Here is a 14369-nt window from a genome sequence, read left to right as displayed (position 1 = left end):
GGCGCCTGTTCACGCGCCGGCGTCAACCTCGCGCATCAGCCTGATGTCGCCATACCAGGCTTCCACCTTTTGCCCGGTGTTATCGGTATCGGTGAGCACGCCCACGCCGATCAGCCGTCCCGGCTTTTCGCCGAACGCCTTTTCGTAATCCTCCACCACATTGCGCTTGTATTCCACCCATTGCCCGACATTGACCGGGCCGCTTTCGGCCACCAGCATCTGGATGCGCCCGGTGCGGGAATTGGCGATCACGCTGCCTGCCGGCGCCTTGTTTTCCCAGATGTACATCAGCGTGGCATAAGGCAGCTCGTGGCCGGTCAGCAGCTTGGCCGTGTCGAACAGGATGGTGTCCATCAACGACAGCTTGTCATGGTCGCCGTCGAACGCCAGCACGATGCGCACCGGCGAATCCTCGGTCTCGCGCTGGGTATTGTCGGCGCTGGGAATCAGGGCCGAAGTCTTCCAGCTCCATGACAGCCAGGGTTTCTTGTTGATGTCGATATTGACCTGGTGGCGCAGGCCGGACGATGCCTTGTTCGCATACGCGCGCAGCACCGTGCGGCCGGCCTTCTCGACCAGCAGGTAGTCGGTGCTCTTCTTCTTGCGCGCCAACGCCAGCGGCTCCCATTCTGCCGGCAGTCCTCCCGGCGCATTGGCGGAGAACAGCGCCAGGGCCCGGTCCAGCCGCGCCTGCCTGGCCGCCGCCTCGGGCGACAACGGCGCCTGCTTTTGCCCGGCGCAGCCTGCCAGCGCCAATGCGGCGATGGCCAATGCCGCCACCCGCAACGGCTGGCGAAAACGGGGAAAAGGACGCAAGCCCGGAAGGAGCAATCCAACAGCAGGGACAAGCCAGAACCGCAAGCAACGCAATGTCATGGAAACAACCAGAGGAGCCGGCCTAGGCGGCCGCAATAACGGAAACTGCGTGAAACCACCGCCATCGTCGTGCGAGCGCGGTGAACAGGCAGGGGAAAATCGCCCCACATCATACGCCAAGCCGTGGCCGGCCCGACAGCATCCTCAATTCTGCTGGCGCAAGATCTGGATGAACATCTTCGATAACGAAGACAAGGTCGTATTTTTACGCGTGACGATGCCGTAATGTTCGATCCGGGTTTTCAGCCCGACCGGCAGGATGCACAGCATCTGCTTGGCGGCGAAGAAATGGGCGATGTCCAGCGGCATGACGGCCACCATGTTGGACTGCGCCAGCAAGGTCACCGTGACGAAGGGCGATGCCGTCTCGATCACATTGCCCGGGACTTTCTGGCCATCCAGCTTGAACTCGTGTTCGATCCAGATGCGCATGGGCATATTGCTCGAATACAAAATCCAGGAGGCGTCCGATAGCTCCTGCAGCCGCACCTTCTGCGCGGTGGCCAGCGGATGGTCGATGCCGCTGACGATGCACATAGGTTCGCCGCGCAGCATCTCATAGTTGTACAGGTTGGGTTGGGAACTGACCGAGGAGCGCCCGATCATCAGGTCGATGCGTCCCTGGTCGAGCAGCAGCAACTGGCGCGCGCTGGTGTCTTCGGTAATTTCGATGGAAACGTCCGGCTGGATCTCGCGCAGGCGCGACAGCGCGCGCGTGACGAAGGGCGCCGCGCCCATGATGGTGCCGATGGACAGGCGTCCGCCGCGGCCGCTGATCATGTTCTGCAGTTCGTCGCGCAGGTTGGCGACGTCGCTTTGGATCAGGCGCGCATAGCGGATCACGCAACGCCCTAGCTCGGTAGCCTCGATGCCGCGCGGCGAGCGGTCGAACAGGGTGACGCCCAGGGCATCTTCCATTTCATGCAGGGCCTTGGTGGCGGCCGGCTGCGTCATGTGCATCACTTCGGCCGCCTTGTGCAGCGAACCCTGCTCATCGAGCGCCGTCAGCAGGGCGACTTGCCGGAACCGCAGGCGGCTGACAATGGAACCGACCGAGGGCAATTCCCCCCCGGCCGTCCTGAGTTGGTTATCACCCGATGAATTAAGCTCATTAGACATCGTTTTGTAAGCCTCTTATATTCGGTGCTGCGAAAAACCACAATGCTAGCGCATCTATCGTCCAGCCAAAGCGATGCGTGAAAAAAGCAGGAGACTTTTGCGAAATCGACCTGGCGGCGTGCGCATTCCCGCCGACTGCGAATCACTGGCATCCGCTTGCCCTGGCGCCTATCGTGCACTGCAGCGTAACGGGAACGGGTGCCGCGCCAGTCCGATCCCGCAACAGCCGATACGACATGGGAATCGCGCCGTTCAAGCAACAAGAATGACCATCGGAGACAAGGTGAGGCTGATTCAATTTTCGGATCGTGAGGGTGCGCGCCGCGTCGGCATCGTCAACGGGACGCATATCCAGGCGCTGTCGCAGGTCGCCACCATGCGCGAGCTGGCGTTGCTGGCCGTGCGCAGCGGCAATGGCCTGGAGCGCCAGGCCCAGCTGCTCAATGGCAACCAGCAGGAAGACTACGCCGCCATCCTGAAGGAACAACGCATCCTGGCGCCGCTGGATCATGAGGATCCGGCGCATTGCCTGGTCTCCGGCGCCGGCGTCACGCACCTGAGCAGCGCCTCCACGCGCGACAAGATGCACCGCACGATCGATGGCGAAGACATGGCCAAGACCGACATCATGCGCATGTTCGAATGGGGACTGGAAGGCGGCCGCCCGGGCAAGGGCAAGGTCGGCGTGCAGTCGGAGTGGTTTTACAAGGGCGACGGCGGCATCGTGGTCGCCCCCGGCCAGCCCTTCCCCAGTCCCGACTTTGCGCTGGATGCCGGCGAAGAGCCGGAACTGGTCGGCCTGTACGTGATCGACGACGAAGGCTGCCCGCGGCGCCTGGGATTTGCCATCGGCAATGAATTTTCAGACCACGTGATGGAGCGCAGGAATTACCTGTACCAGGCGCATTCGAAACTGCGCCATTGCTCCTTCGGGCCGGAACTGCTGGTAGGCATGCCGCCTTCGCACCTGGTCGGGATGACCCGCATCCGCCGCAATGGCCGCGTGATCTGGGAGCAGGAATTCCTGGCCGGCCAGGACAACATGTGCCACGACATCGAGAACCTGGAGTACCACCACTTCAAGTACAACCAGTTCCTGCGTCCCGGCGACGTCCATGTGCATTACCTGGGCGCGGCCAACCTCTCATTCGCCTCCGGCGTGCGCACGCAGACTGGCGACAGCTTTGAGATCAGCATTCCCGACTTCGGCGCGCCGCTGGTCAATGGCATTGAAAAAGCCGAAACGAAATTCGGCATCGGCGGCGCCAAGGCCTTGTAAGCCCAGCGCAAACCGCCAGTGAAAGATCGCCGCAAGGCGTAGCAGCAAGCAGTAATAGCAGCAACAAGCCCCCCTGGCGCACAGGCCGACAAGAGCCTGCCCACCGGTAGCCGGATCCTTCTGTGCAACCGGCTGCACGCCAGGCGTCAGACCTCAGGTAACAGAAAGGAGAACACTTCATGTCAACAACACATCACTCCCGGCCGGGAACGGCGCATATCTGCCGCCACACGTAATCCTGCCACCCGCCCCGTTCCACCGGAGTATCAATGAATTACACATTTGATTTCATGAGTGTGTTCGCCAACTGGGACCGCCTGCTGTACGGCGCCTGGCTGACGATCCAACTCTCCGCCGTGTCCATTGTGCTCGGCTTCGTGGTCGGCACATTGTGCGCGATTGCCTACCGGAGCAAGAACCCGCTGCTGCATGGCCTGGTGAAGGCCTACGTGGAGATCATCCGCAATACGCCGCTGCTGGTGCAGGTGTTCCTGGTGTTCTTCGGCCTGGCCAGCATCGGCTGGAAGCTGACCGCCGAAACCGCCGCCGTGATCGCGCTCACGCTCAACGTCGGCGCCTACACCACCGAGATCATGCGCGCCGGCATCAACTCCATCCATCCCGGCCAGATCGAGGCGGCCGAATGCCTGGGCATGTCCAAGCTGCATGTCTACTGGCATGTGGTGCTGCTGCCGGCGGTGGAGCGCGTCTATCCGTCGCTGACCAGCCAGTTCATCCTGCTAATGCTGGCATCGTCGATCACTTCGCAGATCTCGGCCGAAGAACTGACCGCCACCGCCAACCTGGTGCAGTCGGAAACCTTCCGCAGCTTCGAAGTGTATGTGGTGATCGCAGTGGCCTACCTGGCGCTGTCCTTCCTGTTCCGTGCGGCATTCTGGCTGATCAGCCAGGTCGCGTTCGTCCGCAAGCGCAAGCTCGGCACCAACCTGTGAGCGTGTTATGAACTATTTCAACTCCCACGTTCGGATGAGAAGGGATGCAGTGCAAGGCGCGGCGCGCGGCACAGGGTGGCCCCCTGTGCAAGCGCCGCAACGCCGCAATGCGCCCTTCTCACCCGAACCCTTCGGGCAGCCCCGGCAATGGGCCGCCTGCTGCGTTACTCCTCCTTGCCGTGGCACCACCACGGCGCGTCGTCGTGCCTTGCATTCAGCCCATTGCCGGGGCTGCGTGGGGGCTGAAATAATTCATAACACGCTCAAGGAGACAACGTGAACTCATTCAGTTTTTTGCACGTTGAATACCTGCTGCAGGCGGCCGTCTGGACCGTGGTGCTGTCGCTGGTGGCCTTCGTGTTCGGCGGCATCGCCGGCATCGTGATCGCGCTGTGGCGCGTCTCGCCCAACAAGGCGTTGCGCACCATCGCCAGCTGGTACATCCAGATCGTGCAGGGCATCCCGCTGCTGGTGATCCTGTTCGTGGCCTACTTCGGCCTGGCCATCGCCGGCTTCAAGCTCACGCCGCTGGTGGCGGCCGGCATTTCGTTTGCGATCTACTGTGCGGCCTTCCTCGGTGAGATCTGGCGCGGCTGCATCCAGGCGGTGCCCAAGACCCAGTGGGAAGCGTCGGAATGCCTGGGCTTCAACCGCTTCGAGCAGTTGACCAAGGTGATCCTGCCGCAGGCGATGAAGATCGCCACCCCGCCGACGGTGGGCTTCATGGTGCAGATCGTGAAGAACACCTCGCTGGCCTCGGTGATCGGTTTCGTCGACCTCGCGCGCGCCGGCCAGATCATCAACAACTCGACCTTCCAGCCCTTCACCGTGTTCGGTTGTGTGGCGCTGATCTATTTTTGCCTGTGCTACCCGCTATCGGCGTTGTCCAAGCATTTTGAAAGGAAATTGAATGTCAGCAATCGTTAAGATCAAGGACCTGCACAAGAGCTTCGGCACCAACAAGGTGTTGAACGGCGTCTCGCTGGATGTGCAGAAGGGCCAGATGGTGGCCATCATCGGCCGCAGCGGCTCGGGCAAGAGCACCCTGCTGCGCTGCCTCAACGGCCTGGAGAAGGTCGATGCCGGCGACATCAACGTCTGCGGCCACGACATCCACCATCCGGACAAGCTCAACCTGCGCGAACTGCGCAAGCAGGTCGGCATCGTGTTCCAGAGCTACAACCTGTTCCCGCACCTGACGGTGGAGCGCAACATCACGCTGGCGCTCACCACCATCAAGAAGATGTCTTCCGACGAAGCCAGGAAGATCGCGCAGAACGTATTGCAACTGGTCGGCCTGGAAAACAAGAAGGAAGCCTATCCCGAGCAGCTCTCGGGCGGCCAGCAGCAGCGCGTGGCGATCGCCCGTTCGCTGGCGATGGCGCCGGAACTGATGCTGTTCGATGAAGTGACCTCGGCGCTGGACCCGGAGCTGACCTCGGAAGTGCTCAAGGTCATGGAAGACCTGGCCAAGCAGGGCATGACCATGGTGCTGGTCACGCACGAAATGGCCTTCGCCCGCAAGCTGGCCGATGTGCTGGTGTTCATGCACCAGGGCAAGGTATGGGAAGTGGGTCCGCCGGATGAGCTGTTTTCCAATCCCAAGACCGCCGAGCTGCAGAAGTTCGTAGCCAGCGACCTGTAATCGCGCAGCATCCCGATCGCATTAGCCGTATCAGCCGCATCATCAAGACGACGTACCCAAGCAGTACCTTTCATCTCAGGAGACATCAATGAAAAACCTTTTGAACTTCACCAAAAAAGCCGCCGCCGTGGTGCTGGGCATCGCCTGCTTCGCACAGGTCGCGCACGCCGATGCGCTGGCCGATATCAAGGCCCGCAAGAAAGTGCTGGTCGCCATCGACCTGGGCGCGCCGCCGTTCGGCATGACCAGCGCCAAGCTGGAGCCGCAGGGTTCGGACGTGGAAACCGCGCGCGCCCTGGCCAAGGACCTGGGCGTGGAACTGGAAATCGTGCAGGTCACCGGCCCCAACCGCATCCCTTTCCTGATGACCGGCAAGGCCGACATGGTGATCGCCTCGTTCTCGATCACGCCGGAACGCCAGAAGGTGGTGTCGTTCTCGCAACCGTACGGCGCCTCGCAATTCGTGGTGGCCGCGCCCAAGGGCGAGAACATCAAGGGCCTGAATGACCTGGTCGGCAAGCGCGTGGCCGTGGTGCGCGGCAACATGCAGGATTCGCTGCTGACCCCGATCGCTCCCAAGGGCGCGACCATCGTGCGCTTCGATGACGACGCCACGGTGACCGCCGCCATCGTCTCGGGCCAGGTGGATGCTTTCTGCACGCCCAACTCGCTGGCCTCGGCCGTGTCCAAGCAGAACCCTTCGAAGAACATCGAAACCAAGTTCGTGATCAAGGACATCCCTTACGCCATCGGCATCCGCAAGAACGAGCCGGCACTGGAAAAGTGGCTCAACGACTGGATCGGCGCGAACCTGAAGAACGGCAAGCTGGCCGGCATCTACCAGCAATGGGTGGGCAGCCCGATGCCTGACCTGTCGCAGTTCGCCGCAAAGTAATCCTGAAATCCGCGCCGGCGATTCTGCCGGACGCGGATTGTTTGAAACGCTCTCACCGAGATCACCATGAAACCTATTTCTCCCATCATTCGATTGAATCCGGTCGATGATGTCGTCATTGCGCGCCGCCAGCTCATTTCCGGCACCGTGCTGGAAGAGGAAGGCGGCCTCAAGGTCGTCGGCCTGATCCCCGCCGGCCACAAGATGGCGACCCGCGCCATCGCGGCCGGCGAACCGGTCAAGCGCTACGGCCAGATCATCGGCACCGCCAGCCAAGCCATCGAGCCAGGCCAGCACGTGCACACGCACAATCTGGCGATGGCGGAATTCTCCCGCGAGCACCACTTCGGCGCCGACGTCAAGCCGGTCGACTTCGCCGCGCAGCCGGCGACCTTCATGGGCATCGTGCGCCCGGATGGCCGCGTGGCCACGCGCAACTACATCGGCGTGCTGACTTCGGTGAACTGCTCGGCCACGGCCGCGCGCGCCATCGCCGACCATTTCCGCCGCGACATCCATCCGGAAGCGCTGGCCGATTTCCCCAATGTCGACGGCGTGGTAGCGCTGACCCACGGCCTGGGCTGCGCGGTGGATTCGCTGGGCGAACCGCTGCAGATCCTGCGCCGCACCCTGGCCGGCTACGCCAAGCATCCCAACTTCGCCGCCGTGCTGGTGGTGGGCCTTGGCTGCGAGACCAACCAGATCTCGGGCCTGATGGAAAGCCACGACCTCAAGGAAGGCGAATACTTCCATACCTTCACGATCCAGAGCACCGGCGGCACCGCCAAGACGGTGGCGCTGGGCATCGAGAAGATCAAGAAGATGCTGCCCAAGGCCAACGACATCAAGCGCGAACCAGTGCCGGCCAAGCACCTGACGCTGGGCCTGCAATGCGGCGGCTCGGACGGCTACTCGGGCATCACCGCCAACCCGGCACTGGGCGTGGCGGTCGACCTGCTGGTGCAAAACGGCGGTACCGCGATCCTGTCGGAAACGCCTGAAATCTATGGCGCCGAACACTTGCTGACGCGCCGCGCGGTGTCGCCGGAAGTGGGCCAGAAGCTGCTGGCGCGCATCGACTGGTGGGAAGAATACTGCCGCAAGAACGATGCCGAGATGAACAACAACCCTTCGGCCGGCAACAAGGCGGGCGGGCTGACCACCATCCTGGAAAAGTCGCTGGGCGCGGTGGCCAAGGGCGGCACCACCAACCTGGTGGATGTCTACAAGTACGCCGAGACCGTCACTGCCAAGGGCTTCGTGTTCATGGACACGCCGGGTTACGACCCGATCTCGGCCACCGGCCAGGTCGCCGGCGGCGCCAACATGATCTGCTTCACCACCGGCCGCGGTTCGGCCTATGGCTGCGCACCTTCGCCGTCGCTGAAACTGGCGACCAACACGGCGCTGTGGCAACGCCAGGAAGAAGACATGGACATCAACTGCGGCGAGATCGCGGACGGTACCGCGACGCCGCAGGAGATCGGCGCGCGCTTCTTCCAGATGATCCTCGATACCGCATCCGGCAAGAAGACCAAGAGCGAATTGCACGGATACGGACAGGATGAGTTCGTCCCCTGGCATATCGGCGTGTACACCTGAGCTGCATCCCCTGCTGCCGTTGGCGTCGCCGCCAACGGCAGTGTTGTTTGCGCCCTCCGGCGTTCGCCGTCAGATGCGGCGCCGCCGGCAAAGCATCCCCCTGGCTTTCATGCATCAGGGTGTTTTGCCAGCGGTGACGCCAACAAGCCAAGTCTGGCCAGCTTCATGCGGCCTCAACAACCTAGGAGTCAAGAATATGGCACATGCATTCACTATCCAGGCACACCTGCCTGAAGACCACGCGCAAGCGACGCTGATCGGGCGCGTCTGGCAGCCGGACGTCGGCCCGGTGCTGGTCAAGGTCGACGCCGATGGCGTGTACGACCTGAGCAAGCTTGCCGCCACCTCCAGCCAGTTGCTGGAACTGAACGATCCGGCCGCAGCGGTGAAGGCCGCGACCGGCCTGCCGCGCCTGGCTTCGCTGCAGGAACTGCTGGATAACGCCGACATTGCCAAGCGCGACACGGCCAAGCCCTGGCTGCTGGCGCCGATCGACCTGCAGGCGGTCAAAGCCAGCGGCGTGACCTTCGTGGCCAGCATGCTGGAACGCGTGATCGAGGAACAGGCGCGCGGCGATGCCGGCCGTGCGGAGTCGGTACGCAAGGCGATCACCGCCGTGATCGGCGACAACCTATCCAGCGTGGTACCCGGTTCGCCGGAAGCGGCCAAGCTGAAAGAAGTGCTGCTGGAACAGGGCGTGTGGTCGCAATACCTGGAGGTGGGCATCGGCCCCGACGCCGAGATCTTCACCAAGGCCCAGCCGCTGTCGTCGGTCGGCCTGGGCGACGAGGTCGGCATCCACCCGAAATCGGCCTGGAACAATCCGGAACCTGAGATCGTGCTGGCCATCAACAGCGCTGGCCGTGTGGTCGGCGCCACGCTGGGCAACGACGTCAACCTGCGCGACTTCGAGGGCCGCAGCGCGCTGCTGCTGGGCAAGGCCAAGGACAACAACGCCTCTTGCTCGGTCGGGCCTTTTATTCGCCTGTTCGACGCAAACTTTTCAATTGACGACGTGCGCCGCGCCGAACTTACAATGCGGGTCGACGGTACGGAAGGCTTCACGCTCAAGGGCAGCAGCTCGATGTCGATGATCAGCCGCGATCCGCTGCAACTGGTGGAACACGCGATCGGCCCCAACCACCAGTATCCGGATGGCCTGGTACTGTTCCTGGGCACCATGTTCGCGCCGACCCAGGACCGTTTCGGTCCGGGCCAGGGCTTCACGCACCAGGTCGCCGACATCGTGACGATCGCCACGCCCAGGCTGGGCGCGCTGGTCAACACCGTGAACTTCAGCGACAAGACGGCGCCCTGGACTTTCGGCCTGACCGCGCTGCTCAAGAATCTGGCAAAACGACAACTCATCTAAAGGAATCAACATGGCCTCATCCACTGGACGCCTCGCCGGCAAGACCGTTCTGATCACTGCCGCCGCCCAAGGCATCGGCCGCGCCTCGACCGAACTGTTCGCCAAGGAAGGCGCGCGCGTGATCGCCACCGACATCAGCAAGCCCCACCTCGACGCGCTGGCCGGCATCGCCGGCGTCGAAACCCGCCTGCTGGACGTGACCGACGATGCCGCCATCAAGCAGTTGGTGGCCGACATCGGCACCATCGACGTGCTGTTCAACTGCGCAGGCTACGTCGCCGCCGGCAACATCCTGGAATGCGACGACAAGGCCTGGGACTTTTCCTTCAACCTGAACGCCAAGGCAATGTTCCACACCATCCGTGCGGTGCTGCCGGGCATGCTGGCCAAGAAGGCCGGCTCGATCGTCAACATTGCCTCGGCTGCCTCCAGCGTCAAGGGCGTGGCCAACCGCTTCGCCTACGGCGCCTCCAAGGCGGCGGTGGTCGGCCTGACCAAGTCGGTCGCGGCCGACTTCGTGGCGCAAGGCGTACGCTGCAACGCGATCTGCCCGGGCACCATCGAGTCGCCGTCGCTGGAACAACGCATCGCCACCCAGGCCAAGGAAACCGGCAAGAGCGAAGCCGAAGTACGCGCCGCCTTCGTCGGCCGCCAGCCGATGGGCCGCATCGGCAAGGCTGAAGAAGTCGCCGCGCTGGCGCTGTACCTGGCCTCCGACGAGTCGAACTTCACCACCGGCTCGATCCACATGATCGACGGCGGCTGGTCGAACTGATCTCAGCATCGGTCTGAGCATCGGCATCGCAGGAGCGGGCCTGCCCGGCCTGAATGCCTGCCAAAAGAAAACGGCATGTGTTTCGACACATGCCGTTTTTCATTGCTGAGGCCGCTTGCGGTACAGGTTTGTGAATCGGCGGCTGCGGCGCATAATGTGTCTTTCCGTCATCCTTTGCCTTCCCATGACCGACACATCCCCGCCATCCGAACAGATCACGGCTGCCTTTGACCAACCGATGCTGCTGGGCGAATCGCCGTTGTGGCATGCCGAAGAGGCGGCGCTGTACTGGATCGACATTCCCGGCAAGGCGGTGCATCGCCTGCATATCGAAAGCCGGCAGCACAAATCCTGGCCGATGCCGCAAGAACCAGGCGCCATCGCCAAGCATGCCCGGGAAGGCCTGGTGGTGGCGCTGCGTTCCGGCATGGCGCACCTCAATACGCAGACCGGCGCGTTGTCGCCGCTGCTGGCGGCGCCTTACGACACCGCCCGCATCCGCTTCAACGATGGCCGCTGCGATGCCGCGGGCCGTTTCTGGTGCGGCACCATCTACGAACCGCGCGATCGCGAAGCCGGCACGTTGTACTGTTTCGAACGCAACAGCCTGCGCGATGCCCACCATCCGGTGACCACCTCCAACGGCGTGGCGTTCAGCCCCGACCAGCGCCTGCTTTACCACTCGAACACGCCGGCGCATCGCATCAATGTCTACGACTATGACCTGGCCACGGGCATGGCCGGCAACTGCCGCCTGCTGCGCCAGTTCGATGCCGACAAGAGCTCGCCCGATTATGGCGGCCGCCCCGACGGCGCCGCGGTGGACAGCGAAGGCGCTTACTGGTGCGCCATGTTCGAAGGCGGACGCGTGCTGCGGCTGTCGCCGCAGGGCGAGATCCTGCGGGAGATCCGCTTGCCGGCACGCTGCCCGACCATGGTAGCTTTCGGCGGCGCCGACCTGCGCACGCTGTACATCACGACCGGGCGCAATGGCCGCAGCGATAGCGAATTGCAGCAATATCCGCTGTCGGGATGCGTGCTGTCGCTGCGCGTGGATGTGCCGGGGCGGCTGGAATACAGCTACCGGCCCTGATTTCCCGGCACGCCGGATTAAAAGAAGACCAGCATCGGGAGACCATGTCATGAACCCCATGAGCCGCTACCTGCTCGCACTCGACCAGGGCACCACCAGTTCGCGCGCCATTCTGTTTGACCGCCAGGGCCGCATCGCCGCCATCGAGCAAAAAGAGTTTGCACAGCATTACCCGCAATCCGGATGGGTAGAGCATGACGCCAACGACATCTGGCGCTCCCAGCTTGACGTCGCCCAGGCAGTGCTGAAGAACAATCACGTGACAGCCGGCGAGATTGACGCCATCGGCATCACCAACCAGCGCGAGACCACCGTGGTGTGGGACCGCAAGAGCGGCGAACCGGTCTGCCCTGCCATCGTATGGCAGGATCGTCGCACCGCCGGCCTGTGCGACCGGTTACGCAGCGAAGGCAAGGAAGAACTGTTCGCCCGCAAGACCGGCCTGGTGCTGGACGCGTATTTCGCCGGCACCAAGCTGAACTGGATCCTGGAGAACGTGCCCGGTGCCCGCGCGCGCGCCGAGCGCGGCGAGCTGGCGTTCGGCACCGTCGATTCCTGGCTGGTCTACAAGCTCAGCGGGGAACATGTCACCGACAGCAGCAATGCCTCGCGCAGCCTGCTGTTCGACATCCATCGCTGCGAGTGGGACGATGAACTCATGGCGGTGCTGCAAGTGCCGCGCGCCATGTTGCCGCGCGTGGTGGCCAGCAGCGGCGTGGCCGCGCAGGCCAACGCCGAATGGTTCGGGAGCGCCCTGCCGATTGCCGGCATCGCCGGCGACCAGCAGGCCGCCACGTTCGGGCAGGCCTGCCTGCGTGAAGGCATGGTCAAGAATACCTACGGCACCGGCTGTTTCATGCTGATGCAGACCGGCGCGCAAGCCGCCGTGTCGAAAAACAAGCTGCTCACGACCATCGGCTGGACCCTGGCGGCAAAAGATGGCGCCCCGCCCCGGACCTCGTACATGCTTGAGGGCAGCATCTTTGTCGCCGGTGCGGTAGTGCAGTGGCTGCGCGATGGCCTGGGCGTGATCGAAAAATCATCCGATATCGAGGCGCTGGCGGCGCAGGCGCCGGACAACGGCGGCGTGTATTTCGTACCGGCCTTTACCGGACTCGGCACGCCGTATTGGGATCCTTACGCGCGCGGCAGCATCAGCGGCCTCACGCGCGGCTCCACCAAGGCCCATCTGGCCCGCGCCGCGCTGGAAAGCATCGCTTACCAGACCGCCGATGTATTGGAGGCGATGCAGAAGGATGCCGCCATCCCGCTCACGGAACTGCGAGTGGACGGCGGGGCTGCGCGCAATGATCTTCTGATGCAGTTCCAAGCGGACATGCTGGGGGTGCCGGTGGTGCGACCGCAGGTCACGGAAACGACCGCGCTGGGCGCCGCTTACCTGGCCGGTCTGGCCACCGGGTTCTGGCATTCCCAGGAAGAAATTTCCGCCATGTGGCAGGTCGACCGCCTGTTTGAACCGGCAATGGCGGCCGGGTTGCGCGATGAACTCCTGATGCGCTGGCATAAGGCGGTGGGATGCGCGCGGGGATGGATGCAGGACTGAAATGCGTCGCGCGGCCGATGGCAACGCTCTTTTGCCTTTGCCCGATGAGGTATTCGCATGCGCACGAGGCCAAAATCAGACACGCGAGTATGCATTTTCGATGATTGTGAGAAAATACTGCGTTATCGCGGGTACAGTATCCGCACCAGATTTCGTCTGACACCGACATCCATCAATACTATTTACGCGTCGAAAGAATATTTATGACTAAATTGAAGAGCCTGGTCGCCAAACTTGCATTCGTCGGCATCGCCTCCATCGCTGTCCAAGCACCGAGCTACGCCATCGACGGCATGTCGCTGGAATACGGTACCGGCAACAACACCCAGCTGGTTCGCCTCGGCGCCCAGTGGAACTGGGGCCCGAACTGGAATTTCTGGCAGTCGAACGGTACGCATATCGGCGGCTACTGGGACCTGTCGCTGGCCAACTGGCGCATGAACCACTATAACAACACGAATGACAGCGGCAACCTGGTCGATCTCGGCCTGACTCCGGTGCTGCGCTTCCAGCGCGACGACGGCAAGGGCTTCTATGGCGAAGCCGGCATCGGCGTCCACCTGTTCTCCAAGCTGTATCGCAACAATGACAAGGTTCTGTCGACTGCATTCCAGTTCGGCGACCATATCGGCGCCGGCTATGTGTTCAGCAATGGCCTGGATCTTGGCATCCGCTTGCAGCATTTCTCGAACGGCGGCATCAAGCAGCCGAACGGCGGCGTGAACTTCGCCGTGGCGCGTGTGGCGTACAAGTTCTAAGATCAGCAGCGAAAATTCGCAATGCTAAAAAGCCGGCTTTGCCGGCTTTTTTTGTGCGCCTTGATCCATTCAACCGACTCTGGCAAGGCAAGTGCGCGAGTTCATCTATGAACGATTTCGGCGGCGATTGACGGCACCGGATTGTGTGTGAGCAAAGACAGAAGGCGCCTCCATCCCGGGATGGGGCCCTTATTCTTCAAATGCCCGTCTCCGCAAACTGAAGAACTGATGCGCCCTATTGGAGGAGGCATCAAGATAATTTCGAGTGGATGCTTACAAGGTAATTTAAAAGGGTTTATCGCACTGCATGCGACGCATGCGGGATGCGAATAACTCGGTAAGGGGAGGTAGATGCAGGGGTTGCCACCGAATACGGCGTGCCTTGGCAGCGCGAGCGGCGGGGAGGCGGGTATGGAGTACGCTCGCAGAGGCAGCCCA

General features: G+C 62.7%; 13 protein-coding genes. 11 read left to right on the top strand and 2 right to left on the bottom strand.

Annotation, left to right across the window (positions count from 1 at the left end; genetic code table 11):
* Window positions 1-9: 9 nt before the first annotated feature.
* Both FB597_RS18590 and FB597_RS18585 read right to left on the bottom strand, forming a co-directional pair.
* A complete protein-coding gene (locus FB597_RS18590; protein ID WP_255517214.1) occupies window positions 10-816 on the bottom strand; it encodes a DUF3047 domain-containing protein in 807 nt (268 codons plus the stop codon).
* A 204-nt stretch (window positions 817-1020) separates the two neighbouring features.
* Complete coding sequence (locus FB597_RS18585) at window positions 1021-1995, bottom strand: LysR family transcriptional regulator (protein ID WP_144770350.1); 975 nt, start codon at window positions 1993-1995, stop codon at window positions 1021-1023.
* A gap of 283 nt (window positions 1996-2278) precedes the next feature.
* Here FB597_RS18585 and araD1 point away from each other — a divergent pair, with 283 nt between their 5' ends.
* The 11 genes from araD1 to FB597_RS18525 all read left to right on the top strand — a co-directional run bounded on the left by araD1 (window position 2279) and on the right by FB597_RS18525 (window position 13931).
* Window positions 2279-3274, top strand: a complete 996-nt coding sequence (gene araD1, locus FB597_RS18580; protein ID WP_141911335.1) for an AraD1 family protein — start codon at window positions 2279-2281, stop codon at window positions 3272-3274.
* Window positions 3275-3543: 269 nt separating this feature from the next.
* The gene (locus tag FB597_RS18575) at window positions 3544-4227 is read left to right on the top strand and encodes an amino acid ABC transporter permease (RefSeq protein ID WP_144770349.1); all 684 of its coding nucleotides are present in this window, start codon (window positions 3544-3546) and stop codon (window positions 4225-4227) included.
* Window positions 4228-4503: 276 nt separating this feature from the next.
* Window positions 4504-5154 carry an amino acid ABC transporter permease gene (locus FB597_RS18565; RefSeq protein ID WP_141911330.1) on the top strand — a complete coding sequence of 217 codons (651 nt, stop codon included), beginning with the start codon at window positions 4504-4506 and terminating at the stop codon, window positions 5152-5154.
* A complete protein-coding gene (locus FB597_RS18560) occupies window positions 5138-5872 on the top strand; it encodes an amino acid ABC transporter ATP-binding protein (protein ID WP_141911328.1) in 735 nt (244 codons plus the stop codon). The genes FB597_RS18565 and FB597_RS18560 overlap by 17 nt, the downstream gene beginning before the upstream one ends.
* Window positions 5873-5960: 88 nt before the next feature.
* Window positions 5961-6767, top strand: a complete 807-nt coding sequence (locus tag FB597_RS18555; protein ID WP_050469340.1) for a transporter substrate-binding domain-containing protein — start codon at window positions 5961-5963, stop codon at window positions 6765-6767.
* A 66-nt stretch (window positions 6768-6833) separates the two neighbouring features.
* Entirely contained in the window at window positions 6834-8369 is a 1536-nt protein-coding gene (locus FB597_RS18550; protein WP_141911325.1) for a UxaA family hydrolase, read from the top strand.
* Window positions 8370-8565: 196 nt separating this feature from the next.
* Window positions 8566-9741: a fumarylacetoacetate hydrolase family protein gene (locus tag FB597_RS18545; protein WP_144770348.1), complete on the top strand. Its 1176-nt coding sequence runs from the start codon at window positions 8566-8568 to the stop codon at window positions 9739-9741.
* A 10-nt stretch (window positions 9742-9751) separates the two neighbouring features.
* The gene (locus tag FB597_RS18540) at window positions 9752-10516 is read left to right on the top strand and encodes an SDR family oxidoreductase (protein ID WP_141911320.1); all 765 of its coding nucleotides are present in this window, start codon (window positions 9752-9754) and stop codon (window positions 10514-10516) included.
* A gap of 184 nt (window positions 10517-10700) precedes the next feature.
* Window positions 10701-11609, top strand: coding sequence for an SMP-30/gluconolactonase/LRE family protein (locus FB597_RS18535; protein WP_144770347.1), 909 nt, complete (start codon window positions 10701-10703; stop codon window positions 11607-11609).
* A 58-nt stretch (window positions 11610-11667) separates the two neighbouring features.
* Entirely contained in the window at window positions 11668-13173 is a 1506-nt protein-coding gene (gene glpK / locus FB597_RS18530) for a glycerol kinase GlpK (protein ID WP_144770396.1), read from the top strand.
* A 203-nt stretch (window positions 13174-13376) separates the two neighbouring features.
* Window positions 13377-13931, top strand: a complete 555-nt coding sequence (locus FB597_RS18525) for an acyloxyacyl hydrolase (protein ID WP_141911313.1) — start codon at window positions 13377-13379, stop codon at window positions 13929-13931.
* Window positions 13932-14369 lie beyond the last annotated feature (438 nt).

The sequence above is a fragment of the Herbaspirillum sp. SJZ099 genome (assembly GCF_007828355.1).
Classification (GTDB): domain Bacteria; phylum Pseudomonadota; class Gammaproteobacteria; order Burkholderiales; family Burkholderiaceae_D; genus Herbaspirillum.
The sequence above is the reverse complement of the archived record's forward strand: the minus strand, read 5'-3'. Positions and strand labels throughout refer to the sequence as shown.